The organism is Streptomyces sp. NPDC024632 (assembly GCF_055559175.1).
This window is the reverse complement of sequence record NZ_JBVHLD010000030.1, coordinates 1-25,807: the sequence shown is the minus strand read 5'-3', so window position 1 is coordinate 25,807 and position 25,807 is coordinate 1. Positions and strand designations below refer to the sequence as shown.

Below are 25,807 nucleotides of genomic sequence, written 5' to 3'. Positions count from 1 at the left end.
CTTCGGCGACGGGGCCATCGGATTACGGGACAGAGGAGTGCGCCGGGCGGCGGATGTTCAGCTGGCCGCTGCCTCCGGCTGCGGCTCGGCCGCAGTGGGCTCAGGGGCGGCCGCGGCGGTATAGAAAACGGATGAGCCCTGCTTGGCACGGTGAGCGTGGCTCTTGGCCACGAGTCCTTCGAGAGTGGTGCGCACGACGGTGGTCTTGATGTTGCGCTCGGGACGGGCCTGCCCCAGCGCGGAGGAGATTTCTGCAGCGGAGCGCGGCTCGTCCTGCTCCACCAGGTGAGTACGGATCAGTTCGACGAGGGTCGGTGCGGAGGCTGCCGCAGGCGAGGCTTTGGCTGCGGGCTTCTTGGCGGCAGTCTTCTTTGCGCCTGTGGCGCCTGCCTTCCTGGCCTTGGCCGGCTTGGGTGTGACAGAGGTCCGCTCAGGTGCTGACTGCGAGGCGCTGGTGTCCGGCCGGGCCGGGCTTGCGACGCCGAGCGCCTGCTGCATGCTTACCAGCACATTGTGGTCGTGCTGCAGGGCACTCAACTGCTCCTGCAGTGCCTCGATCTCGGCGGCGATACGTTCCTGTTCCTTGGCGTTGCGATCGAGATCGCCTGCCACCTGGGCGCTGTACTGCGATGTCAGTTCGGTGGCGGGCGCCCGGTTTTCAGACATGACATGGGCCTTTCTTCGATGTGCGGCTGTGGCGGTGAAAGTAGCAGGTGCCGAGCCCGCGAAGAGCTGTGGAGTGTGTCCGTCCACGACAACTGAGCTGTTCGCAGGCCGCGACAGTCTAGAAACATGTATGCACGAGAGGAGCGGGATGTTCCTGTCGAGTGATGTCTCATTCTCTCCCGCCGAGCGCGGCACGGCGGTTGAGGGGAGCACGATCACTGCCGCACATCTGTGCGGCCCGCTTCGGCAGGGGACGGAACGTGCCAGGAGACTTCGTCACTCTCCTGGCAGTACTGCCAGGAAGCCAGCATGCGCGCGGCGACCAGCCGGTCGAGGAGTTCCTCGATCTGGTGTGGTGAGTGCCCGCATAGGCGGGCGAGTACTTCCATGTCGGTCCTGCCTCCCTCGTCCGACGTGCAGGAGGCCACGGCCAGGGCAGTCAGTCGCACGGACGGCGGCCACCCGTCAGGCAAAGCCCTTGGGGTGGGGCTCAGCGCCCACTGGGCGGCGCGGGCCCGCGTACGGCGTCCGGCTCGCTGAGCGAGGACCGCGGCGTCGAGCAGCTGGGCCTCCATGTGCGGATGCCCGCCGACTCTGCAGCTCAGCCAGCCGGCATGCTCCAGCTCTTCCCACAGTTCCCCGCGGCCGCGCAGCCGCATGCCGCGCAGCAGTCCGCCCGGCAGCCGGACATAAGCGCTGGCGTCGGCACGCAGGGCGCACTGCAGAGCAAGCAGGCGGGCGGCGGGGGAGGTGAAGCGGGGCAGCGCGGCACCGAGGTAGGTGAGCATCTCCCGCACCCTTGTGCGCTCACCCGGCCCGTGGAGCGGCCTGGGCGGAGCAGATCGGGCTCGGGACGCCGAGCATCTGCGCCCGGGCCTGAGCGACGTGTCGGGTACGACGGCTGTGTCGCTCATCACCGCGGCACACGCGGAGCAGGCGTCGGCCAGACGCCAGGTGCGGCCACTGCGGTCCCGGGTCAACGCGAGCAGGACCGGTCCGGCGCACCCGCGGTGGCGACGGTGCCAGACACACCCCCGCGCCCGGCACTGGCAGGTCCGCAAGTGCGAGGGCAATACGTCCGCTCGGGCATGACGGGCCAGGTGTGTCAGCGCGGCGGACCGTGCGGAGGAGGCCGACAGAGGAGTGGCTGCCGCACAGCGGGGATGAGGGCAGGCCAGCAGCGGGCCGCCTGTCTGCGGACGCAGCTCCACGGTCCAGATGCGCCGCACCGCTGTATGCGCACGCGCAAGCCTCATCGGCTGGTCGTCCTCCCGTCTGTCCGTGCCGCGATGGTCGGTGCCCGGCCGTTGGAGGCCGGAACGAACGCACGGTAGTGCAGATCTCTGCACTGTGAATGTCACCCTCGCCTCGCCAGATAGTGCAGAGGTCTGCACTGACAGGGCAGGGTCCTGCACCGTCGGATGGTGGAGTGACGATCTTGCCGCCCGACCCCGACCTCACCGCGCTGCGCGTCACGCTGGCGCGCCTGCGGGGCGAGCGCGGCTGGACCTTCGACGAACTCGCAGGCCGCAGCGGCCTGGCCCGCCGCACCCTCATCGACCTCGAGCACGGCCGCACCACCGGCAGCGTCACCACCTGGCACGCCCACGCCTTCGACGTCCCCATCGAGCACCTGCTGGGCCCCCTCTGTGACGACCACACCCCGCCCGGCATGCAAGGCCCCTGACCTGCCGGTGCGCCCTGCGCGGGCCTCGCCGCGAATCACCCGAACCGGCGAACAGGCATGGAACGCACGACCGTTCCCTCGCGCGTCAGTTCGGCCTGACTGGGCCGGTCGGAGGACATACCGGCTGCCTTGGCGCCTCTCGCCGCATGTCGCCTGACACGGTCCTCGCCATGCGCCCCACTTCCACCCCTGCTGGCCACCACTGGGACGGCAGCCCTCGCGTCCCTTGCCGTCCCCGACCCCTGCGGGTGGCCGGTACCAGCCCCAGCCGCCTGCTGCGCGCCGGCCAGAGCCGCTGCTGCCGCCGTTGCGGCAACCGCACCGATCTCTACCAGCGTACCGACCAGCGGGCCATCGCCCTCCACCCCGGCGAACTGGCCGCCGCCGACGTCCCCGAATCCTGCCGCTGGCACGTGAGCGGCGGTATCGCCCACCCGCACGGTGACGGCAGCGACTGGTGCCGCATCCCGCACGCCCTGCTCTGCCCCCGCCGCACCCTCACCTGCCGCACTGCCCCGGGCCTCGAAGCGATCCGACGCCAACTCGCCGTCCACACCCGCCGCATGATCGACACCGGCGCTTTACTCCTGTTCCCGCCACCAGCACACAACCCGCCACCCGCCTGACCGGAACCCCCGCCGTGCTCACCGAACTCGGCCCCCTCAGCCGGCCTGACGCGGTGCTGTGCCGCACCAATGTCGGCGCCATGGCCCAGGTCATGGACCTGATGACTGCCGAATACCGCGTCGCGCTGGTCGATGGAGGGGGCAGCCTGCGCGCCCTGGCCCTGGCCGCCCGAGACCTGAAAGACGGCCGCCGCACCACCCACCCCGAATTGATCCTGTTCGCCTCCTGGGGCGAACTGCAGGACTACGCCGCCCACGACCCTGCCGGCCGCGACCTGCAGCCCCTGGTCGACCTCGTCGACACCCACGGCACCGACGCCATCCTCACCGCCGTCGCCCGGCTCATGCCCGAGCCGCACGCCCAGGTGACCGTGTCGACCGCGCACAAAGCCAAAGGCCGCGAATGGCCCGGCGTGAGGATCGCGGACGATTTCACCCCGCCCAAGGACACCGATCAGCAGGACGCCGAAGGCCGGGCCGTACCCGGACCCGTCGATGATGCAGAGGCCCGCCTCGCCTACGTCGCCGTCACCCGCACCCGCTCCCACCTCGACCTTGGAGGCCTGTCCTGGATCCACGATCACCCGCATGGAACGCCGTGACGGGGAGAGAGCCTGGGACGTTTTCTTGGACCGCCGCAGCGTACGAGCTGGCGGTGACCGGTCCTGAACCACTGCGCTCAGTCGGCCCGGAGCGAACTGCCCTGCAGGTGGCCTCGAGTGTCGGCCGAATCGCGTCGTGTCGCCTCTCCCGCAGTCGGGTACGGCTTCGGCAGCGGGTGTCGCGGTGAAGGGGGCCAGGCGGTGGGAAAGGCGAGTCGGGGCAAACGAGAGCGCAGCAGAGAGAAGTCCGGGCAGTGGACGGCAGCCAGCGCGGCTCCCCGGCCGCGCACGCCGCAGTCATGGCCGCCGCCACCCTTGAGCCGGTCGACGTCAGCACCCTTGACCGTGACCGGGACATCCTTGTGGCCACCGGGCTGCTTGTGCTGCCCGAGCCGGTCGTGGTCGTCAACCGCACCGGCTCCCTGTCGGACACCAGGGCATTCGGCTGGCGGTTCGTCACCCAGCACCAGGCCCTGCCCATCGCCTAGTACCCCGGCGTACAGGTGACGACGTTCATGGACCGCGACGGGCCCGTGCAGCCGACCGGATGGCGTCAGGCCGTCACGCACGTTCGGCAGCCCGCTGCCGCCCCTGATGCCGGACGGCATGTACGGGATGCGAGGCGATGCGTGCCTCGCGGAGGAGAGCACCGAGACACTCGCGGAACTGTCGGAACGGCACCGGCAGATGCAAAAGGCCCTCAAACAGGCCTCCCAGTGGCGTGCGGAGCCGGTCCCCGAGACTGGCGAGTGGGGCGGCGGGCGCGTGGACGACCTCTACAGCGCCACCACGCGGATCCGTCTGGCCCTCATAGACCGCCCTCTACCAGTTCGGCCAGCCAACCGCCCGCCCGTTCGGCGATGGCCCGCCACGCGTCGGCGGTCTCGGCGTTGTCTCCCACCGCGCGCAGCGAGGCCGCCACGATCTCGGGCGGGTACTCCTGGATGCCCTCCGGCCCCACCGGATCGCCGAGGCCCCATGGCTCGGAGATGTCCAGGCTCAGCAGGGTGACACTCGCCCGCGACCGGTACGGGCGGTTCTCCACCGGGACAAGCACGACCGCCGCAGCGCCGCCGCGTTCCTGGTAGTGCAACGGATAGGCGACCGGCCCTCCACCGGGTTTGAGGACCCGCAGATCCACTCGGCGGCCGCCCTGATGGTCATCATCCGCCGGGTAGAGGGACAACTCGGCACCGGCATCGGAAAACCGGATCACCCGGTGTTCTTCCTGCTGCTGCGCGGCAGGAGCGAGCGATGTGCGCTCCACTGGCAGCGGGTACCGCAGGCCACCTGCCACCACACTCGTACGGGGTGGCACGGCGACGCTCACCAGGTCGAATCGCCACGGGCCCTGCGGCACGCCCTCCCACTCGGCCTCTCCTTCGTCTCCCAGTCTGGCCAGCCAGTACGTCCGGCCGCCTATGGCGAGGCTGAGTACGGCGCCTGCGAGGGCGTCCGGCGCGGCCTCAGACCAGGCCGCCGTGAGCATCACGTCGTACCCGCTGTTCTGGCCGGGGACGGCGGTCACGAGGATCGTGCATCCCGCAGAATCCGCCTGCCCCACCGGAGCGGTGGGGCCGACGTTCTCGCCGAGGTGTCGCAGCGCCTGCCGGAGTCCTTCGGCGAGTTGAGCGGTGTCGGCGTCCTGGCCGACATCGGCGGTGTCTGTGAGGGCGCCGAAAACGGCAGCGAGTCGCCGCCGTACACCGAAGTCGTGTTCGGGCGGAGTGTCAGGCACCGACTCGGCCTCCTTCGGTTTCACCGGCGAAGTGGTCGCGGAGCTTACGCGTGGCCCGGGACAGGATGGCCCGACGACGCTGCGCGAGTTGCGGCCCGCGGGAAGCGGGGTCGCCCTGCGCGACGATACGCGCGAGCAACAGGGCGTCCACCGCCTCGTAGCCGTCGGCGTCGCCGCGGTCCAAGACAGCGGTGACGAGGAACAACTCCAGATCGGTGAGTCCTGCCTCTGCGGTGGCAGCAAGGATCGCGGCGCGGTGTCCGCGGGCCTCTTCCCACAGTTCGGCCGGATCGGCGGAGAGGGGGCCGCCTGGCGGCTCTTCTGTCCGCGGTAAGGGGCGGTGCTTGGCTGTGTGGCGGCCGTTGTTGCGGCGCAGGCTACGGATCTCGTATTGGGCGTCCCGGACCAGGGCCGCCTCCTCGTTGTCGAAGGAGCCGTCTGCCTCGTGCCACGCCCGCCACAGCCAGCCCTTACGCTCACCCGCCCGCAGGGTCATGGCGCTGATGACCTCGTCGCACTGGACGCCGGACGGCAGCATCGTGCGGATCCGGAGGCAGATGGTGTGGCGGCTCTCGGCAATGCGTGCCATGAGTGATTTCGCCAGTTCTGCGCAGGACATGTCGCTTAGTATGACCGCCGGGACGAGAGCGGCGGGGGGAAAACCGTTTGTTCAAGCGTGAGTTGGAGACGCCGGCGGGAGCGAGGCAACAGGCGGGGACCAGCGGTACGACCGGAGCCGGCGGTGACACAGGCGGCGCGGGCGCGAGTGACGCGCTGGCCGCGGTGGAGAGCCTTGAGACCCGCCAGGCCCGACATGCGGCCCTCTCGGAACTCGTCGGCCGCCGCGCCTTGTGGTGGCACGCGTGCTCCCAGGCGCTGGCGCGACGCCCGGACCTGCTTCCGGCCCTGGCGGCGGCCCTGAGCGGTCCGGAGGCCGATGAGCCGGACCAGCAAACCCTTCAGTACGCGATCGGGTATGCCGCTGACGTCCTGTCGTATCCCTCCGGCCTCACCGGCGTGCGCCGCGGGGCGACCGGCCCCGAACTCGCAGCCACCGCAGCAGTGTTGGCCGAGACCGCGCTGGCTCTGCACGAAGCCGCCCCACTGGATTCGTCACCCGACCCAGCTCTCGCCCCGCCTCCCGCGGCGGCGGCTCGGCGACTCGACCGCATCGTGGACCACTGGCGGGCCGTCGCCCCGCTCCCTTCCGGCGACACGCTCACCACCCCCGTCCCGCCCCACCTGCCCGGCGGCGCCTCCCAAGGCCTGCGCAGCCTGATCGCCGCACTGGCTACCCGGCCGGGTACCGACCTGCCCTACACGGCTCTGGTCGCCGTGCACGCCCTGCTGCTCGCGCACCCAGAACTGCTCACCCGGCACCGGCAGAGCGTGGGGGTCCTGCTGGTGGGCGCCGAAGTGGGCGCGGCGCCGGGCAGCAGCACCCCGTCTGCAGGAAGCCTCGCCACGTTGACGGTCGAGGTAATGCCAGGCGGCCCGGCGGGGCTGTTCCCCGACCCCCGCACGATGGGGTTCTTCGCCGCCGCCGACACAGCGTTTCAAGGAGCGCTCACCGAGGCGTGGACCCACGCTGGGGGCCCGCGCCAGGACCTGTGCGTGCTTTGGTCACTGACTCTGGATGGCGATCCCTACCTGCGGGTGCGTGGCAACTCGCTCGGCCTGGCCCTCGCGGTGGCACTCCACGAACTGTTCGACCACGCGGCGGGTGCCCGGCGGCGGCTCAAGCCGGGCAACGCCTTCCGCCTGCTCCGTAACCAGACCGCAATGACCGGCGCCGTGGACCGCAACGGCACCGTCGGCCCGGTCGCGGGTGTACCGGAAAAGCTCGTTGCGCTGGCCGGCAAAGGCCCGTTCACCGCTATCGTCCCCAGCGCCAACCGGGCCTCCCTCGCTGGCCACGCCATCCCGGACATCGTGGACGTGCACTGGGCACCCGACGTGACGACCGCCCGCCGCGCCGCCCGGAGCCTCAACCGCCGGCGCATCCTCACCACCGGACTGGCGATCGCGGCCTGCACCGCGCTGACAGCATTACTTGGGCTGTACGCCGTCCACCGCAGCAACGTCGCCGACCGCCGTGACCGCATGGTGGCCGCTCTCGTACAGCAGGCGAACGCGAAGGACACGGTGAACCCGCCACTCGGCAGCCTGCTGGCGCTGCAGAGCAACGCTCAGCAGCCCTCCGAGCGGACTCAGGGTGCCGTACTGAACGCCGTCGCCAAGGCAGGCACCCTCACCCACACACTGGCCGCCCACAGCGGCGCCGCGACCGGTGCGGCCCTCGTCACGGTCGGCGGCCACCAGTACAGCGTCACCGCGGGTGTCGACGACGTACTGCGCACCTGGGACACCGCGACCGGCAAACCCGTATACGAGGCCGACCAGGCGGAAGGCGGCCGGATCCTGACGCTCGCAGTCAGCCCGACCGTGCCGGGGCAGTTGGTGGTCGGGGGCACCGACGGCGCCACGCTCTGGCAACTGGGCGCGGACGGGCGGCTTTCCGGCCGCAACGAACTCCCCGCGGGTGCTGAGACCAGCACCGAATCGGTGGTCGACTCGGCGGCGTTCAGCCCGGACGGCTCCACCGTGGCACTCGGCTACGCCGACGGTGGCGTGCAACTCTTCAGCAGCCAGGGCGAGATACGCGCGCCCCGCTTCTCCGGTCTGAGCGGCACGGTCCGCGGCCTGGCGTATTCGACGGACGGCCGCACCCTCTACGCGGGCACCGTCAGCGACCCCAGGTACTCGCGCCCCAAGGGCTACCTTTACCGCATGGACGCGACAAACCCGACCGCACCGCGCCCCGTAGAACTGCACCCCGGTCAGCACGGCGGCATCGCCACGCTCGCCGTGGTGAAACCGCTGATCGACGAGCAGGACCACGACCGCCTGCTGATCGGCACTCCTGAGGGGCTGCAGGCCTGGGACCCGGTCACCGGCGAGGACACGGCGCCCTTCCCTGTCGGCAACACTGCCTCCCACGATGTCACCGCGATCACCTCATCCGCCCTGCTGGTCGCCGTGCAGTCCGGCAGTTCCGTCCACCTGCTGGACCGCGACGATCTCACCGATGCCTCTTCCTCCTACGCCGGCGACGGCGGTCCCGTCGCGTTCAACGAGGCCGGTGACACCCTGCTCACCGCGAGCGGCGGTACCGTCTACCAGTGGGCGCTGGACCGTGATCCGCTGGCGGCAGGACCCCAGGTGTCAGCCACTGCCACTGCGATGGCGTACGACGCGTCGGGTGCACTGTTCACGACCGACAACGCGGGCAACCTCACCCGCTATCCCGCCCGCGGCGGCGACCTCAGCCACTCCACCGTCCTCGCCGAACTGCACACCGCGGCATCCCGTTCCCTCGCCGTCACTCGGGCCCACGGCCGTGAACTGGCCGCCGTCGCGGACTGGCGCTCGGCCCCCGATGGGGGCACCGACGTGGACATTGTCGACATCGCCGCCCGCAAGGTACTGCCCACTCCCCAGCTGGCAGCCGCAACCGCGCAGTGCAATGGCGTTCGGGCGATCGCGTTCACCCCCGACGGCAGCCGTCTGATCACCGCCTGCTGGAACAGCGGCCCGGTCACCGAATGGGACACGCGCACCTGGCGTCCCGTGGCCTCTGCCGACGTCCCCGGCTTCATCCAGTCGCTTGCCGTCACCCCTGACGGCTCCACGGTAGTGGTCGGCACCGCGCCGGAGAACGTCGCCAAGGAGACACAGCAGAACGCCGTCTGGTTCCTGCACGCCCGAAACCTGACCCGGGTCAGCGGCCCGCACGCCGCCCACCCGGGCGGCGTCCTCGGCATCACGGCCAGCAACGCCCGGATCTACACCGCCGGTTACGAGGGCAAGGTCGACGTCTGGACGATGAACGGCCAGCTGCTGGCGACATTGAGCCCGGCGAACGTCGCCTACGGCGTCGCCGTCCTGCCCCGCGCCCAGCTGCTCGCCGTCTCTACCTCGAACGGACTCGCGTTCTACAGCATGCGCACCCTGCACCGAGTCGGCGGCTTCGTGCCCATCGCGATCCCCAGCGACGCCGACCATCAGGCCCTGCGCCTCACCACCGACCCGACCGGACGGTACCTGGCCGGAGTTCTCGGGATCAGCACGGACTTCGGGCCGCCCGAGACCTGGCTCGCCGACCCCGCCGACTGGACCGCCGAGCTATGCCTCAGCGTCGGCCGCGACCTCACACCTGCCGAATGGCGCGCATACGGCGCGGACGGATTCCAGGCCCGACCGGTCTGCCGAGCGATGCTTGCCGGCCCGACTGCTCCCTCGGCGAAACCGAGTCCGACACAAAAGCTCCAGCCGTCACTGGTGCCTACCACCGGCCCGGGAATCGCGACAGGCAAGACGGGCAACTGCAAGGTGCTGCTCAAGGGCGCCAAGGGCACCTGCGCACTGTTCGGGGACGGGTACGCATGGGTGCAGCCAAAACCCACCGTCAACAAAGAATTTACGATCGACACTGCCGAGATCACCGTCTACCACCGATCCGGCGAAGTCTGGAATCCGGTGGTGGGCACCGCCGCCAAAGCCGGCTTCGGCGTCATCCATGTGGCCACCGTGCCGACGCCCGGCGGCGGATCGGCACTCGCGGTCCTGCTCAGTGCTCAGAACCCGCGGCCCATCGTCTCGCTCGCCGTCGTCGAACAAGGCCGTATCGCCCTGCGGGCGGATGGCGAGTGGAAGCGCCTGCGGGTCACAGGCGGCCAACTCCACGCCTACGCACCCGTATACGCGCCTGAAGACCCCGACTGCTGCCCTTCCGGCGCGATCGAACAAGATATCACACGCGACGCGGCCAGCACCTGGTCGCTGAGCGCCCCGACCGCAGTGCCGCTCAAGGATCTGACGAACTGACCGAAAAAATCTCCCAGGTCCCGTCACCCGCGGCACTGTTCGTGGCGCTTGTGGTGAACGCCCCTCCTTCGAGGGGCCGATGCCAGGGAGCAGACATGGAACTCCTCAAACCAAGCGAGCAGGAACAGCAGTCTTACAACGACCACCCTGACGGCTCATCAATCATGGTCCGTCTCCCACGCATCCACGTACCGTACGGCGCACGACTGGTCGTCGGATCCGTACTGCTCACCGTCGCCGTGCTCACTCCATCCAGCACCACGGCCGCATCACCTGGCTGTGCCCCGGCAAAGCACTCGTCGTCCCACCACTCGCGGCAACCGTGGGAGCAGCGCGCCGAGGTCCTGCTCGGTGCGGCGCTTCTGGCCCGGCGGGGTGCAAGTGCGCCTCGCCGGGCCGTATGCGGGCATTGACGATGTGACAGACCTGGACTGCTGCCTGGACCGATCTAACGACCAAGAAGCCGGTGAGGCCCTGTGCGACGGTGCTGCGCCGGTACGGGGCCACCGGGCAAACTGCTGCGCTCCACCGGCATCCACTACGAACTGAACACTGTCCAGAGCACCCCGCAGGCACGACTGCGCCATCTCGTAGGGGGCATGGAAGACAGCGGGATCGTTCAGGACGCGGGCGGCGTCCAGCAGGAGGTTAAGCGCCCGCTGTCCGTGGGCGCCTTGGACTTGCAGGGCCGAGACGAGTGGCAGACGTACCACGCACACGGCCAGTTTCCTCGCGCTACCCGACGCCGTCCAAGCCCTGACCGACCGCGAACGTGAAGTCACCGCTCTGGCCGCGTACGGAAAGTCCAACGCCGAGATCGCCGAGCAACTGGTTCTGAGCCCACTGACCGTACGCAGCCACATCCAACGCGCGATGACGAAACTGCACGCGCGCGACCGCGCCCAACTCGTCGTCGTCGCCTACCAGAGCGGGTTGGTGAAACCGCATCAGTAGCCCAACACGAGCGGCCGGAATCCATGACGCGCATGCCGGAGCCACGGCACGCCACTGGCTCCGGATGAAGCCGGATCGCTCGCAGTCGAATCTGCGGCAGGCACCCACGGATCGCGGGCTTCGATCACCGATGGGGGAGAGGGCACACGGTGGCAATTGGCGTGAACCGCCCGGCTGTTGCCGTCTGTGCCCCTAGGATGACGGTCCGTTCCAGGTGCTCATGTACCTCACCCGTACGGATATCACTCGCGTGTCACGCCCTCCCCGGAGAGGGAGATTCGGAGCAGCTCGACCGTGTACCTCACTCGTTTCTCCGCGTGCGGCTTCCGTTCCCTAGCCTATGTGGAGGACGTTCCCGTCAGTAGCCCGACGATCTTGGCCGGCCGCAATGACGGCGGCAAGAGTGCCGTACTGGCAGCGCTGGCCTTCCTCCTGGGACGCCATCGTCTGACGGACGAGGACCGTACCTACCAGCAGGCGGGAGACGCCCCAGGCGGCCGCTGCTCCGAGACATGGGCGGAGGGCGTCTTCACGCTGGACGCCGGTGAGCAGGCTGCCACCGTCCTGCCGCAGACCGTGCGGATCCGCCGCATTGCCGAAGGAGGCCAGACGGCCCGGTGGGAGTACTACGGTTCCCGTCCGGCCGACAGCAGGCTGCATGACGTGGCCAGGCTGCTGAAGGGCGAACTGGCGGAGTTGGTGGCCGAGTTCTCCCTGGCCCCTGCAGGGGCCCTGAAGGATGACCTGCTGCAGGCCGTCACCGACTACGCCGCCACAGCACCCAGGGTGGAGCAGTGGCAGGCCCTTCCGAAGGCGCTCCAGGAGCGGCTGCCCCGACTGCTGTCGTTCGGAGGCAAGGACGAGCGCCCGGACGACGCTGTGCGCACTGCCCTGAACAGCTGCTACGAGACCTACCTGGAAGACGACACTCTGCAGGGGCGGGTACGGGAGATCGAGGCGGAGATCACCCAACGCCTGGAGAAGGAAGCCGACTCCCTGTGCCAGCACATCCGCCGACACTGCCACGAGTTCGTCGGCGTACAGGTCAAGCCTGAGGTCTCCTTCAAAGGGGGCTTCAAACGCGCTCCGCTGGAGGTCTCCAAGGCCGACGGCGAACCGGTCGACCTGACCCGCTCAGGGCAGGGAAGCAGCCGCCGGATCGCGCTCGCCGTGTGGGAGTGGACCAGCAACCTCCTTGAGCACAGCGAACTCGCCGTCGCAGGGGAGGAGGACGAGCAGGAGCCGACGCAGACCATCGTCGTTTACGACGAGCCCGACACCCACCTCGACTACCGCCACCAGCGCACCGTGATGGACATCATTCGCAAGCAGTGCGCCCTGCCTCATGTCAGCGTGGTGGTCGCCACCCACTCCATGAACCTCATCGACGGTGTCGACATCGCCGATGTCGTCCACCTCCGTCTCGGCGACAGAGGCCGCACCGTCGTCGAGCGCCTGGCGGACGAATCCCATGACGGCGTCGACTTCCACCTCGGGCAGATCGCCGCCGCTGTGGGACTGCGCAACTCCGTCCTACTGCACGAGCGCTGCTTCCTTGCCGTGGAAGGCCCCACCGAACAGCAGTGCCTGCCGCTGCTGTTCCGCCTCTCCCAGGGCCTGTCCCTTCAGGCGGCCGGTATCGCCCTGTGGGCCTGCGGCAACAACGAAGGGGCCCTCCACCTGGCCGGCTACCTCGTCAAGAACCGCCGCACGGTCATGCTGATGGTCGACGCCGACAGCCGCACCAACAAGCACTTCAAGACCGAACGGCTCATCCGGACCGGACTCGACCTGGCAACCCAGGTCACCTACGTTGGCGAGGCCGACGGCTTCAACGAACTCGAGGAACTCTTTGCCGACCTCCAGTGGGCCGCAGCTGCCAATACGCACTGGCCGCGTCCCGAAGGCAGACAATGGGCCGCCGAGGACTTCGCCGCGCACCGAGGCGGGAAGTTCAGCGGCAGTGTTCTGGCCATGATCAAAGAGGGTGCCGAGCGGACGAGCCCCGACGGCAAGGACGACATGCTCTACTCGCTGGTGACCACCCTCACCAGGGCCGAGGACGTCCCGGCACAGCTGCAGGACGCTTTCAGGGACATTCAGGCCCTGGCTTCATGACCGTTCGGCTGGCACGGCGCTGCAGCATGCGCTTCTTGCGCTGTTGCAGTGTCGGGGCCGTCCATGCATGCCAGCCCACTCCCGCCGCATGTTGCCGGCCGTGACCTCGTGCCTCGATCCCGCACCAGCGGCACCCGCTCGGCGCCGCCACGGATTCACTGCTGGTAGAACGCGACAACGACATCACATCCTCCTTCCCCCACCGCACATCTTGCCCCCTGCCACTGACAATCACCCGGTGGCGGCACCCCGCCCATTGTCGGAACAAAACGCCGAAAACCTCACGTTGCACGTTGCGTCACGACTTCCGTTGCTGCGCCCGTTTATCAGGAAAACCATCCGTAACCACTCTCTCTGTAGTTACTGTCTGTGCTCATGCGGTTTCTGCACACTTCGGACTGGCACCTGGGCCGCCGGTTCCACACAGAAGACCTGATTCCCGCCCAGGGTGCCTTCCTCGATCACCTGGTCGACACCGCCCGAACCGAGAATGCCGACGCGATCCTCGTAGCGGGAGACATCTACGACCGGGCTATCCCCAGCCTGGACGCCGTGCGCCTCTTCAGCCGCGCCCTGCACCAACTCGCCGACCTCAACGTGCCGATCATCATGATCAGCGGAAACCACGACTCCGCGCACCGCCTCGGCGTTGGATCCGGCCTCCTTGCCCGGGCGGGAATCCACCTGAGAACCAACCCGGACGCCTGCGACATCCCGGTCATCCTTGAAGACGCCGACGGCCCCGTCGCTGTGTACGGCATCCCCTACCTCGAACCGTCGATGGTCCGCGAGCGCCTGGAAGCCGAAGCCGTATCCCACCGCGCCGTACTGACCGCAGCCCTGGACCGCATCCACGCCGACCTCACCAACAACCAGCCGGCCGGCACCCGGTCTGTGGTCCTCGCACACGCCTTCGTCACCTCTGGCACTGGCCAGCCCGAGGAACGCGAAGAGAGCGAGGAGGCTGAGAGCGAACGCGAAATCGCCGTGGGCGGCGTCGCCCACGTCGGAGCCGATGTCTTCCACGGGATCGACTACGTGGCCCTGGGCCACCTCCACGGCCCCCAGCGCGTCACCGACCGCATCCACTACAGCGGCTCCCCGCTGGCCTACTCCTTCTCCGAAGCGCGCCACACCAAATCGATCACCCTGGTGGACCTCACACCCGATGCCGTCCCCACCCTCACCCGCCGGCTCTGCCCCGTGCCGCTGCGCCTGGAGCGCGTGACTGGCTTCATGGAAGACCTCCTGACCAACCCCGACCACGAGCCGCTGAAGGACGCCTGGCTCGAGGTCACCCTCACCGACACCGCCCTGCCCTTCGAGGCCATGGCCCGCCTGCGCCGCCGCTTCCCTCACACCGCCAGCCTCAAGCACAAGCCCGCCCTGATCCCCGCCCAGGCCACAGACACCCCCACCTACAGTCAGCGCATCCGCGACCGCGGCGACCTCGACATCGCCAGCGACTTCATCCACAACATGCGCGGCACCGGCCCCACCCCGGACGAACACAACCTGCTCCAGCAGGCCGTCGAAGCCTCCCGCCTGAACGAACAGCAGAAGGAAACCGTCTGACATGCGCCTGCACACCCTGCGCCTGCAGGCCTTCGGACCCTTCGCCGGCACCCACACCATCGACTTCGACGCCCTGTCCGCCGACGGTCTGTTCCTCCTGCACGGTGACACCGGAGCCGGCAAGAGCACCATCTTCGCCGCCATCTGCTTCGCCCTCTACGGCAAACCACCAGGCGACCGCGACCTGCTGCTGCGCAGCCACCACGCCCCCGCCGACCTCCTCACCGAAGTCACCCTCGAGGTCACCCTCGCAGGCCGCCGTCTGCGCATCGACCGGATCCCCGCCCAGATGCGTCCCAAACGGTCCGGTGAAGGCGAGACCACCCAGAAGGCAGAAACCCGCCTCAGCGAATGGGCCGTCGACGCCGACGGCCAAGGCCACTGGGAACCTTCCAGCAAGTCCCACCAGGAAGCCGCCGTCGAGGTCACCGACCTGCTGGGCATGAGCCGGGACCAGTTCTGCCAGGTCGTCCTACTGCCGCAGAACGAATTCACCAAGTTCCTCCACGCCGACGCCCACGGCCGACGAGACCTCCTCGGCAAGCTCTTCCGCACCGGCCGCTTCTCCTTCATCGAGCGCTGGCTGAACGACCACAGCCGCAGCACCGAGAAGAACCGCGACGCCGCCCGTGACGACGTGCTGCGCCTGGCCGAACGCATCCACCAGGCAGCCGGACCCGACCTGGAAACCCAATACACGCCACCCACCCCCGACGACCCGCACACCCTCACCGAGCCCGCCCGCGCCTGGGCCGAGGATCTCCTCCGTGCCAGCCGCACCGACCACGCCAAGACACTCCAGGCAGCCACAACAGCCAAGGAGAACCTGGCCGGGCAGCAGACCCGTGAAGCCGCAGCCCGCGAACTCCACCAGCAGCAAGCCACTTACACCAGCGCCCGGCAGCAACTCGACCTGCTCCAGGAACAGACACCGCACCAGGACACGCTTGTCCAGCGCCGCGACCAGGCCCGCCGCGCCCAGCAGGCAGCACCGCTGCTGCACGCCGCAGACACCGCCGCAGACGACCACACCCGCGCCCAGAGCGACGAACACAGCGCCCGCGAGCGCCTGTTGCCCGAGCACAAAGACCTGGACGCTGGCCAACTGGAATCCGCTGAGCAGCGTCTTCGTGCCGAAGCGGCCGTCCTGGCCGCCCTCATCCCCGAAGAAGACACCGTCCGTGAGCTGACCACCGCGCTGGAGCGCACCGACGCCGAACGGCAGGACTTCACCACCCAGCAACGAACAGCCCAGGACTGGCTCGAAGCAGAGCCCTCCCGGCGCCGCACCCTCGAAGCTCGGCGAGAAGCCGCCCGCCAGGCCGAAGATGAAGGCCGCCAGCACCAGAGCGCCCTGGACAGCCTCAAGACCCGTCTCGAAGCCGCCAGACGCCGCGACGCACACCTCACCAAGATCACCAAGGCCGAACAGCAGCTGGCCGATGCACAAACGTCCACCAGCCGGACCGGCCAGGAGTACCTCACCATCCGCCGCCGACGCACCGAAGGCATGGCTGCCGAACTCGCCGCCACTCTCACCGACAACACCCCCTGCCCGGTCTGCGGATCCTGCACCCACCCGGCCCCTGCTGCTCCCCAGGACGGGCAGCCCACACGCCAGGACGAACAGGACGCAGAAGCCCTCCACGAGAAGGCCAAGACCACACAAGAAGCCGCCGCAGCTGTGCTGCATGGGCTCCGCGAACAGGCCGCCACCGCCACCGGAGAAGCCGGCGACACCCCACTGAGCGAACTCCAAACCCAGCGCACCGCACTCACCACGGAGTTGACCGACGCCCTGGACCGCGCCGCCGACCAGGGCACCGTTCAGGAAGAACTCGTCACGCTCGACGGCGAACACACGGCCCAGACCCAGCAGCACAGCACCGCCACGGCCGGCCTGTCCGCCCGCAACGCCCACTACGACACCCTCACCCAGCAGCTCACCGAGCTGACCGTCAAGCTCACCGCAGCCCGCGGTACTCATCCCACCGTCGCTGCCCACGCCGACGAACTCACCCGCACCGCCGACCGCCTCAAAGAAACCGCCGAAGCCTCCCGCAGCCTCACCACCGCCGTCCAGACCCTCACGCATCGCACCGACCAGGCCACCCGCGCCGTCAAAGACCAAGGCTTCGACACCCTGGCACTCGCCCAGCAGGCCCTGCTCAAAGACGAAGAGCTGCGCGCCGTCGAAGAAGAGATCGCGCAGTGGCGCGAAGCCTGCGCCGCGCACACCGCAGTCCTGGACAACCCGGCACTGCAACAGGCCGCCGCGCAGCCTTCCGCCGACCTCGACGCCGCCACGGCTGCACGGGCCGCCGCGGATGACCAACACGCCGAGGCGGCCGCCGCCACCAGTGCCGCCCACGCCCGCAGCCAAGCCCTCACAGCCCTTGCCACAGAACTCGGCGACGCCGTCCAACGCTTGCAACCGCTCGAGCAGGCACACCTCACCGCCCGGCACCTGGCCGAACTCGTCACCGGCAACTCCCCCAGTTCCCGGGTGCGCATGCAACTGGAGGCCTACGTCTTGGCCGCCCGGCTCGAAGAAGTCGTCAACGCCGCCAACACCCGGCTGTACGTCATGTCCGAAGGGCGCTACACCCTGTCTCACTCCGACCGCCAAGCTGCCCACGGCGCGCGCTCCGGTCTGAGCCTTGAGATCACCGACTCCTGGACGGGACGCCCCCGAAAGACCGACACCCTTTCCGGCGGTGAATCCTTCTTCGCCTCCCTGTCCCTGGCTCTGGGACTGGCCGATGTCGTCACCCACGAAGCCGGCGGCAACCCCCTGGACACCCTCTTCGTCGACGAGGGCTTCGGCACCCTCGACGAAGACACCCTCCACAAGGTCCTCGACGTCCTGGACTCCCTGCGCGCCCACGACCGCACCGTCGGCGTCATCAGCCACGTCTCCGAACTGCGCCGCCGCATCACCCACCGCCTACACGTCTGTAAAAGCCCTGCCGGATCCACCCTCGCCCACCTGACCGAAGCAGCCGAATAGCCTGCACCCTGACAGAGCGGGGCACATTCCCCCGTCCCCAATGTCCAGCCGACCCCCACGGAGCAGCACACCTTCATGGCTTCCGAAATCGAGCTGCGGCCCCACCAGAAGGAAGCCGTCGCCGCCGCGACCGCCACGCTCCGCGATCACCCTCGCGCGAGTGTGATCGCCGCGTGCGGCACCGGCAAGACCCTGATCGCTGCCCGCACCACCGCCCGCATCGCCCCGCGGGGACGGGTTCTGGTGCTGCTGCCGACCCTGGATCTGCTGTCCCAGACGATCCGGTCCTGGAGCCTGGCCGGACGCAAGGGCACCGCCATTGCTGTGTGCTCCCAACGCCAGGCCCTCGACCACGAACCGCTCGGCGCCGACGTTCCCCTCACCACCGACCCCGCCGAACTAGCCTCCCTGGTCGGACAGGACAGTCCCGGTCCGGTCACCGTCTACGTCACCTACGCTTCCCTGCCCGCCGTCATCGCCGCCCACCACGACCACCACCTGCCTTCCTGGGACCTGGTGGTCGTCGACGAAGCGCACCGTACGGCCGGCCGCCTGGGCAAGGCCTGGGCCGCCGTCCACCACGACGACCAGGTACCGGCAGCCCGCCGCCTCTACCTGACCGCCACCCCCCGCATCTGGGACCCCGACGACGCCCCGGACGGCGACGGAACAGAGTCGGTGGCCTCCATGGACGACGAAGACCTCTTCGGTCCCGTCGCCTACCACCTCAACCTCTCCGACGCCATCGATCTCGGGCTGCTCGCCGACTACCAGATCCTCGTCCCCGTCGTCACCGACACCGACCTGCGCGACTGGCTCGCCACCGGAGCCGGGGCGGGCGTCGACGGACTGCACCTGGCCGGCCGTCAGGTCGCCGCCCTGCGCGCCATCCACGACCACAAGCTGCGCCGCATCCTGACCTTCCATCACCGGGTCGCCGACGCCCGCGCCTTCGCCACCACCCTGGCGGAGACGGCCGCCGCCCTCCCTGACCCCCTGCGCCCCCAAGGGCTGTGGGCGGACTGGGTCAGCGGCAGCCACACTCCGCAGATCCGCCGCCGCCTCCTGCTCGAATTCACCTCCCACACCAGCCCCGACACACCGGCCGTCCTGTCCAACGCCCGCGTACTGGGGGAGGGCATCGACGTGCCCGACATCGACGCGGTGGTCTTCGTCGACCCCAAGAACAGCCCCGTCGACACCGTCCAGGCCGTCGGCCGCGCCCTGCGCCAGCACCCCGGAGCCGGCAAGAAAGCCACCCTCGTAGTCCCCGTCTACCTCACCCCCGAAGAAGACCCCGACGACCTCCTCGGCGCGGATGCCTACACCCCGCTGTGGCGCACCATCCAGGCCCTGCGCTCCCACGACGACCGCCTCGACGCCCGCCTGTCCGACCCGCGCACCCACCGCCCCACCATGCCCCCCGAGGACCCCGAAGCCTGGCTGCGCTTCGACCGCCCCACCCAGGCCGACGAGATCGCCCTCGCCCTGTCCCTGCGCGTCTTGGCCCCCAAGAGCGCCGAATGGCGCCGCGGCCTCACCGCAGCCCGCCGCTACCGCCACACCCACCACCACCTCGACGTTCCCCAGACCTACGAGGACCCCGCCGGCTACCCCCTGGGACGCTGGCTGACCTGGCAACGCCACCTGCACACCAAGGGCATGCTCGACGCCGTACGCGTCCAGGCCCTCGAACGCCTCGGCATCATCTGGGACCCCCGCCAGCAGGCCTTCGACCGCGCGCTGGCCCACGCCGCCGCATACGCCGCCCGCCACGGCCACCTTGCCGCACCCGTCGACGAGATCCACGACGGCTTCCCCCTCGGCCGCTGGCTGGCCACCCAGCGCACCCGCGCCGAAACTCTCGCCCACCACCGCGCCACCGCCCTTGCCACCCTGGACCGGTGGTGGAACCCGCCCTGGCCGATCACCTGGCAACGCGCCTACCACGCCGCCCGCCAAAGCCGCGCAGCCAACAAGACCGCCGACGAGGCAGAGAGCTGGCTTGAGTCACAACGCGCCCGCTCCGCCCGCCTGCACCCTGAACAGAAGTCACTGCTCAAGGAACTGGGCATGGCCGAACTGCCCGACACATCCACCCCCCTGGCGCCGGAAACCCACCTGACGGCACGGGAGCGTGCCTTTCAGCGAGGACTGGCCGCCGCGCGCGCCTTCCACGCACGCGAAGGCCATCTCAACGTCCCTCAACGGCACATCGAGGAGATCGAAGGCGACCTCGTACGCCTGGGGCAGTGGCTGAGCAACCTGCGCCGCCGCTCCGGCCTCAGCCCGCAGAGGCAAGCAGCTCTGGCCGAACTCGGCCTGTAAGCAGGCGAACGCACCTCCTCGAGGAGAACAGCCAGCCACTGGCCGGTAGGGGCCGAGAGATTCAAGCCAATGGCCTGACTGCGCCCTGGCGAGACCGCTCAACATGCCCACACTGCACAGCAGGGAGGAATCCATCCTGGCTGGTGCAAGAGGGGGCAGAAATGGCGGCCAAACGCAAGGGCAAGGCGATGCGCAGACGACGCGCCGCCCGGAACAAGGCAGCAGCAGGAGCGCTTGCCGCGCTGGTTCTGCTGCGGCCGGTGTTGTTGCTCTACCTCGGTGCCTTGCTTGCCGTCGCAGGAATCAGCTGGATGGTGTGGCGGCTGTGGCGTACCAACCGGCTGCTGCGAAGCAAGGACACCGCATGGAGGAGACAGGAGGAGATCGCAGCCGGGCAGCGGACGCTGGCTGCCATCGATGCGATGTCCGGCACGGAGTTCGAGGAAGTGGTCGCCGAGTTATGCCGCCGTGACGGCTGCACGCAGGTACGCCGAGTGGGCGGGACCGGCGACAACGGAGCCGACGTACTTGGCCAACTGCCCGACGGCCGGACCATGGTGATCCAGTGCAAGCGGTACGCACCCCACCGGACGATCGCCAGCCGCGAAGTGCGCGATCTGCTGGGAGCGAAGGTGCATTTCGCTGCGGACGTGGCCATCTTCGTCGCCACCACACGCTTCAGCCCCCAGGCCGAGGCATTCGCGGTCAAGCACCACATCCTGACCCTGCACCGTGACTTCTTTGGTCTGTGGAACAACGGGACACCGCTGCTGTCTCTGGCCGAAGTCAACGGACGTGGACAGGGGGAAGCCCGCCACCGAGCACGCTGGAAACAGACGTACTCCAAGTGACCAGCTGAGGCTACGGGCCAGGACCCCCTCCGACACGGATCAAGAACAGCCACTTTCCGGGCGCGTACACTCCGATCACACTTGCTCCATGCTGGTGACCTTGATACCGGGAGTGCGGGAAATCCGCACCCCTCTCGCAGTGGGATACACCTGGTTACTCGCCTTGTGGCTTGCCATTGGCCATCGCATACCCGAACCTGACCAAGCGTCCGGGATGGTCGCCGATGTTTACCGACTGGCACATGTGACCGGACTCGTGGCCACGGGCATCGCGGTAAGCGTCGGCGCCTACATCGTCGGAGTGATTGCCACCAAGCTCGGTCTGAGCCTCACCTATGCGGTCGGAGACGTCATACGGCGTACACCAGCTGGAGCTATAACCCCTGGCCACAACCGCGAGAAGAGGGCAACGGACGCGATCGTCTACTTGGTTGTCACCCGCCTCGCCGAGAGGCTCTCCGAAGACGAGACCTTCCGCGGCAAGGTGATCGAGCAGTTGATAGCCGACCCCCCACTCGACTCCCCAGCCGAGACAAATGCTGACTGGGAGGGCCTGCTGCTCGCGAGCCTTTGGGACCGTCACTGGGCCATCCGCCACACCGTAGAGGTCGAAAACGTGGCCGCGCAGCTGCGAGCAGACCAGTTCGGGATCCTCTGGCGACTTCGAGGCGTATCAGACCCCGCGGCACTGGAGCATGATCGGCTCCAGGCCGAAGGGGACTTCCGCATCGCGATGTTCGGTCCCCTAGCCGCGGTGTGCATCGTGACAGCGATCCGTTGGAGTCCCTGGTCCCTTCTCACCTTTCCTCTACTGATCACCCTGATCTACGTGGGTGTAGCAGCACGCACCGAGGCAGAGGAGAGCCTCGCAGCAGCACTTGGATCTGGCAGGGTGACCGATCCTGCTCTGGCCCGGCTGGACACGCAGTCCATCCCGATGAAGGCACGGCCTGAATAACCTGAGCACTCAATGGCGCGGATGCATCGGCCCGCTCACCTTGAGCCCGGGCGGGGCACGGCAGCAGCCAACTACCCACGCGCCAGTACAAGCCTGGAAGCCGCCGTGCGTGCCGCTCACCACACCTACTCGCTCAGCCCTTCCTGGCCGACGAAGCCCGGATGCTTCTCATCAGCGCTCTTGGCGAGATGCAGGGGCGCGGGCAGGTTGGTGCGCCCGTCCCACATGGCAGCCTGCTCCGAGGTCCGCGCGGCCAGGCTTGCCAGCTGTTCCTCCCGCCAGCCACCGGGGTGGGCGATGACGTACTCGGTGCGGGTCATGGCGTGGAACGGGGTACCCATCTGGGCCAGTTGACCGCCGGGCAGCGTGCGGCGCGTGTACTGGGTGCCGGTGCGCTGGCCGCCGGCGTGCTGGCGGGACTGCCCGGAAAAAAGCCAGGACACCACGTCTCCGTGATCGTGACGGTAGAGGATCTTCTCCGGCATGACCGGCTGCAACGGGTTGTCCGGCAGCTTGCCCCCGCCGCCGGTACGCCGGGACGGCTGGGGTGTACCCTGCCCGTTGCCGACCCGCACGACCGCCACGTCCCACCCCTGGGAGATCAGACTCTGCCCGGGCACACGGCCGTCCCCGAGCCGGTCGTTGCACAGTCCGGGCCAGATCCGCTCACGCTCCTCGGCGAACACGATGATCGGGAACTGGTTCCTGAGCGCGGCCAAGGCCCCGTCCACGTAGGTGCGCACGTTGTCCGGGCCCCCATGCTCATCCCGTAGATGATGCCCTCTTTTGCCGATGGGACCGGCATGGTGCAGGGCCCGGGCCTGGGCTAGGGGGAGCCAGCCGCGGTCGCTGTACATGGCGGTGGGCCAGTAGGCGTCCTCGCCCAGCGGCATCCGCATGGCGACCAGCGTGATGGCCAGCACGGCCGGTTTGCGGGGGTGGCCGGGACGTTCGTCGAAGCGGTGGTAGCGGGTCCACAGCCCCACCGCCACGGCCTCCCGGTCCAGTGAGCTGTCCTTGGCGTTGCGATGGAAGGCGGTGGCGGCCAGGCGGTTGTCGACGATGCCGGAGTCGGAGTGCAGGCTGCCGAGTCCGATCTGCACCGCGTGGTCGTCCTTGTAGGCGACGTCCGGCTCCGGCAGAGCCGCGTTGCGGGCCCTGGCTCGTGCGACCTTCTCGGGCGTGTTCAGCCGGTAGGGATCGCCGGGATCGGAGTCCATAGTGATGAACTGCGAGGGGATGCCGCGCTCGGCGAAGAGCCCTTTGAGCGCGTGCTTGGCGTCCGTCACCCCCGCAGCCTTCTCCTGCTCGGTGGGATAGCGCGTCTCGCACAGGGCGGTGACCAGCGCCCGCCCGGCACCGGGCTTGAACCAGGGCAGGGTGTTCAGGATCAGGCTGCGGTCGTGGCTGCCGTGGCGGACCAGTTCGGGCAGCCGCACCGCCACGAGCTCGTAGCCGGGTGCCAGGATCACCGGCTGCTCGTCGGGCAGGTCGGCCAGTTCGGGCCGCGCGTAGTCGCGGGCCAGTTGTCCCATCACCCGCGTGTGCCACTCGGCCGACTCGTACAGCACGACGGTGCGCACCGCATCGAGGCGTGCACTTGCCATGGCGCCGGCCATCTTGCCGGCCGGCACGTAGGGCGGCAGGCTCCCGCCCGGCTTGCTGATCTTGATGGGGGTCCCGGTGTAGACGACGGGTTCCTGGCCGAGGACGCGTGCGGCGTGTTCCTCGAGCCGGGCGTGGAACATCGCCCCGGCGCCCTTGTCGATCGGGTGCTTGCCCGTGCGGTGCACTCCGCGCACCTCTGTCAGTTCGTCCAGCCCCGTCAGGGGCGGCTGGGGCAGGCGGCCGACGCCGCAGGCGTCGACGATCTGTGCCGTCGCCCCGCGGTAGCGGACCGCCTTGGGTTGCATGAACCCGTCCGGGCCCTTCTCCCACCGGGTGGTGATCGGGGCCTTGAGGATGATGTCCGGATTGACGGGATGGCGCAGCAGGACGTTGCGGATGCCCTTGTAGTGGGTGGCGACGCGCGAGATCCGCGCCGACAGATGCGCGATGAGAGTCTTTCCGCCCGGGGCGGGTCCGACCTCGATGTGGATGCGTTCCATGGCGTAGCCGGCAATGCGCCGGCGTTTGCCGCTCTCCTCGTCGGTCCACGTCCGCTCGTGGACCAGCGGGGCCTGCCACGCCAGCAGGTCGCCCTCACTGTCGAGGAGGAACCGCAGCGCGGGCAGGGTCTCGTCGAGCGGGAGCGGCTGGGCGGCCAGCATGCTCGCCAGCCGCCATCCGGCCACCCGAAACGCCCAGCGGGGACCGGTGATCCGCCCCGTGGTGTCGCGGTGCAGCAGCGAACTGAGCGGCTGGGACCCGTCATCGGACAGCTGCAGCAAGGCGGCGAGGGTGTCGCGGCCCTCATGCCCGTCCAGCCGCGTCTCCCACTCCCGCATCAGGGTGCGCACCACGGCCCCGTCCAGCGGCCCGGGCGTGACGATCACGCTCTGCCCGGCCCAGCGGCCGGTCCTGGCGGGCCGGTCGGGGTTGGTGAACACCAGCCGCTCACCGGTCACGGCGCGCGCTGCCGTCTGCAGGGACGCGATCGGCTGCACGGCGTCCTTGCCCCGCGGCCTGGGCAGCCGCCGCCAGGCCGGAGCGAACGCCTTGTCCTGCGGATAGACATGCACTGTGCCCAGCAGCCGGTCATCCAGCGGGAAGGACAGGGTGAACAGGCGCCCGCGGCCAACGCCCGCTCCGCGCCGTACGGCACCTCGGTCAGCATCGTCCGCGCCGCCACATAGCCGGCCTGCCCGCCGGAGCGGATGTGCCGAAAGGCAGCCCGCTCCGTCTGCTCAGCTGTCTGCCGAACCCACGCCGGAAGCCACGTCCCACCGAGATCGAAGTACCCGTCGTCCCCATACAGGGCCTCCAGATAGTTCATCCCCGCCTCGAAGGCCTCCTCGGTCAGCTCACCGTTGTCCGTCAGGACAACCAAATCGCCCATCACAGAAGGCAGTTCGCCCCACGCCAAAGGAACCCACTCCCGCAGGCGCACCGGCAGCAAGTCGATCATCTCGGCAGGCGTCGAAGGACCGGCCCCCACCGGCAGACTCGACAAGAGCACCCCGTGCATACGCGACAGCTCCCGCCACGCACGAGGCTCCTCAACCCGGTGGATCCACGCCGCACCGGCCCGCAGAGCAGCAGTAATGATCCTCCGAGCAGCAACATGTTGACTTTCAGGCACAGCTCATCACCCCTCTACCCCCCTCACCAGTGGTATTCGGGGCCATTCCAGACGGGCCAACAACTTCCGGAACCTACACGCCGGGTCTGACAACGCCCCCGAAAACCAACGAAGACGGGCCCCGCGGCAGCGGGGCACCGCAAGAAATCGGATATGCCGGCAGGCATGATGCGGGGCCATCAGGCCCCGCTTTACCCAGTTCTGTCGGCCCGTCAGGGCCAAAGCCCCCTAGTCCTGGCACCCCCAGAGGGGAGGGGAACCGGATAACTGTCTAACAAACCCTTACGACATCACGGCGCCGCAGGCGCCGCACACACCAACCCCTGCCCGCCAGGGCAGGGAACCTCAACCACTCGAACCCCACCGTCATGCCGTCAGGCATGACACCTCGAACACGCGACAGCGGGGCCGCCAGGCCCCGCCCTGGCTGTTCCTGTTGGCCCGTCAGGGCCAACCAAGCCAACACATAGTCATGCCGCCAGGCATGACGACGCGTCACCTAACGGGCCGTCAGGCCTGTAGTTGGCCGCCAGGCCAACTGAAGAGCCGCCAGGCTCTCCGCCCCC

At 69.0% G+C, this 25,807-nt stretch carries 15 protein-coding genes and 3 pseudogenes; 12 read left to right on the top strand and 6 right to left on the bottom strand.

Going from position 1 to position 25,807, the window contains the following annotated elements:
- Positions 1-57 precede the first annotated feature (57 nt).
- Complete coding sequence (locus tag ACZ37P_RS37715; protein WP_467350988.1) at positions 58-666, bottom strand: hypothetical protein; 609 nt, start codon at positions 664-666, stop codon at positions 58-60.
- A 215-nt stretch (positions 667-881) separates the two neighbouring features.
- Positions 882-1,454 (bottom strand): hypothetical protein, encoded by a 573-nt coding sequence (locus tag ACZ37P_RS37710; protein WP_467350986.1) that lies wholly within the window; start codon positions 1,452-1,454, stop codon positions 882-884.
- 641 nt (positions 1,455-2,095) lie between these two features.
- On the opposite strand from ACZ37P_RS37710, the gene ACZ37P_RS37705 reads away from it, so the two are divergent.
- From ACZ37P_RS37705 to ACZ37P_RS37690, 4 genes and pseudogenes are all read left to right on the top strand, one after another.
- Complete coding sequence (locus ACZ37P_RS37705) at positions 2,096-2,353, top strand: helix-turn-helix transcriptional regulator (RefSeq protein ID WP_467350984.1); 258 nt, start codon at positions 2,096-2,098, stop codon at positions 2,351-2,353.
- A gap of 146 nt (positions 2,354-2,499) precedes the next feature.
- Positions 2,500-2,979 carry a DUF6083 domain-containing protein gene (locus ACZ37P_RS37700; protein ID WP_467350983.1) on the top strand — a complete coding sequence of 160 codons (480 nt, stop codon included), beginning with the start codon at positions 2,500-2,502 and terminating at the stop codon, positions 2,977-2,979.
- Positions 2,973-3,581: pseudogene (locus tag ACZ37P_RS37695) on the top strand (3'-5' exonuclease); the annotation flags it as partial. The gene ACZ37P_RS37700 and the pseudogene ACZ37P_RS37695, both read left to right, overlap by 7 nt.
- 254 nt (positions 3,582-3,835) lie before the next feature.
- On the top strand, positions 3,836-4,069 hold the full coding sequence (locus ACZ37P_RS37690) for a hypothetical protein (RefSeq protein ID WP_467350982.1): 234 nt from the start codon (positions 3,836-3,838) through the stop codon (positions 4,067-4,069).
- Positions 4,070-4,389: 320 nt separating this feature from the next.
- Here ACZ37P_RS37690 and ACZ37P_RS37685 read toward each other — a convergent pair whose 3' ends face one another.
- Entirely contained in the window at positions 4,390-5,319 is a 930-nt protein-coding gene (locus ACZ37P_RS37685) for a hypothetical protein (RefSeq protein ID WP_467350980.1), read from the bottom strand.
- The gene (locus ACZ37P_RS37680; RefSeq protein ID WP_467350979.1) at positions 5,312-5,938 is read right to left on the bottom strand and encodes a hypothetical protein; all 627 of its coding nucleotides are present in this window, start codon (positions 5,936-5,938) and stop codon (positions 5,312-5,314) included. The genes ACZ37P_RS37685 and ACZ37P_RS37680 overlap by 8 nt, the downstream gene beginning before the upstream one ends.
- 47 nt (positions 5,939-5,985) lie before the next feature.
- Here ACZ37P_RS37680 and ACZ37P_RS37675 point away from each other — a divergent pair, with 47 nt between their 5' ends.
- The 8 genes and pseudogenes from ACZ37P_RS37675 to ACZ37P_RS37640 all read left to right on the top strand — a co-directional run bounded on the left by ACZ37P_RS37675 (position 5,986) and on the right by ACZ37P_RS37640 (position 22,000).
- Positions 5,986-10,206, top strand: a complete 4,221-nt coding sequence (locus ACZ37P_RS37675; RefSeq protein WP_467350977.1) for a hypothetical protein — start codon at positions 5,986-5,988, stop codon at positions 10,204-10,206.
- A gap of 732 nt (positions 10,207-10,938) precedes the next feature.
- Positions 10,939-11,160, top strand: a pseudogene (locus tag ACZ37P_RS37670) (response regulator transcription factor); the annotation flags it as partial.
- Positions 11,161-11,454: 294 nt separating this feature from the next.
- Positions 11,455-13,278 (top strand): ATP-dependent nuclease, encoded by a 1,824-nt coding sequence (locus ACZ37P_RS37665; RefSeq protein WP_467350975.1) that lies wholly within the window; start codon positions 11,455-11,457, stop codon positions 13,276-13,278.
- A gap of 375 nt (positions 13,279-13,653) precedes the next feature.
- On the top strand, positions 13,654-14,853 hold the full coding sequence (locus tag ACZ37P_RS37660; protein WP_467350973.1) for an exonuclease SbcCD subunit D: 1,200 nt from the start codon (positions 13,654-13,656) through the stop codon (positions 14,851-14,853).
- A 1-nt stretch (position 14,854) separates the two neighbouring features.
- Positions 14,855-17,863 carry an AAA family ATPase gene (locus tag ACZ37P_RS37655; protein ID WP_467350971.1) on the top strand — a complete coding sequence of 1,003 codons (3,009 nt, stop codon included), beginning with the start codon at positions 14,855-14,857 and terminating at the stop codon, positions 17,861-17,863.
- A 75-nt stretch (positions 17,864-17,938) separates the two neighbouring features.
- Entirely contained in the window at positions 17,939-20,191 is a 2,253-nt protein-coding gene (locus ACZ37P_RS37650; RefSeq protein ID WP_467350969.1) for a helicase associated domain-containing protein, read from the top strand.
- A gap of 161 nt (positions 20,192-20,352) precedes the next feature.
- The gene (locus ACZ37P_RS37645) at positions 20,353-21,042 is read left to right on the top strand and encodes a restriction endonuclease (protein ID WP_467350967.1); all 690 of its coding nucleotides are present in this window, start codon (positions 20,353-20,355) and stop codon (positions 21,040-21,042) included.
- Positions 21,043-21,130: 88 nt separating this feature from the next.
- The gene (locus ACZ37P_RS37640; RefSeq protein ID WP_467350965.1) at positions 21,131-22,000 is read left to right on the top strand and encodes a hypothetical protein; all 870 of its coding nucleotides are present in this window, start codon (positions 21,131-21,133) and stop codon (positions 21,998-22,000) included.
- A gap of 125 nt (positions 22,001-22,125) precedes the next feature.
- On the opposite strand, the gene ACZ37P_RS37635 is transcribed toward ACZ37P_RS37640, so the two are convergent.
- Positions 22,126-24,681 (bottom strand): RNaseH domain-containing protein, encoded by a 2,556-nt coding sequence (locus tag ACZ37P_RS37635; protein WP_467350963.1) that lies wholly within the window; start codon positions 24,679-24,681, stop codon positions 22,126-22,128.
- Between the two features lie 131 nt (positions 24,682-24,812).
- Positions 24,813-25,241 (bottom strand): annotated as a pseudogene (locus ACZ37P_RS37630) (pPIWI_RE_Y domain-containing protein); the annotation flags it as partial.
- Positions 25,242-25,807: the final 566 nt, after the last annotated feature.

Bases quoted from the DNA above. Each gene is read 5' to 3' on its own strand.
- ACZ37P_RS37715 (WP_467350988.1), bottom strand. From the start codon at position 666: ATGTCTGAAAACCGGGCGCCCGCCACCGAACTGACATCGCAGTACAGC.
- ACZ37P_RS37710 (WP_467350986.1), bottom strand. From the start codon at position 1,454: ATGCTCACCTACCTCGGTGCCGCGCTGCCCCGCTTCACCTCCCCCGCC.
- ACZ37P_RS37700 (WP_467350983.1), top strand. From the start codon at position 2,500: ATGTCGCCTGACACGGTCCTCGCCATGCGCCCCACTTCCACCCCTGCT.
- ACZ37P_RS37680 (WP_467350979.1), bottom strand. From the start codon at position 5,938: ATGTCCTGCGCAGAACTGGCGAAATCACTCATGGCACGCATTGCCGAG.
- ACZ37P_RS37660 (WP_467350973.1), top strand. From the start codon at position 13,654: ATGCGGTTTCTGCACACTTCGGACTGGCACCTGGGCCGCCGGTTCCAC.
- ACZ37P_RS37655 (WP_467350971.1), top strand. From the start codon at position 14,855: ATGCGCCTGCACACCCTGCGCCTGCAGGCCTTCGGACCCTTCGCCGGC.
- ACZ37P_RS37650 (WP_467350969.1), top strand. From the start codon at position 17,939: ATGGCTTCCGAAATCGAGCTGCGGCCCCACCAGAAGGAAGCCGTCGCC.
- ACZ37P_RS37645 (WP_467350967.1), top strand. From the start codon at position 20,353: ATGGCGGCCAAACGCAAGGGCAAGGCGATGCGCAGACGACGCGCCGCC.
- ACZ37P_RS37640 (WP_467350965.1), top strand. From the start codon at position 21,131: ATGCTGGTGACCTTGATACCGGGAGTGCGGGAAATCCGCACCCCTCTC.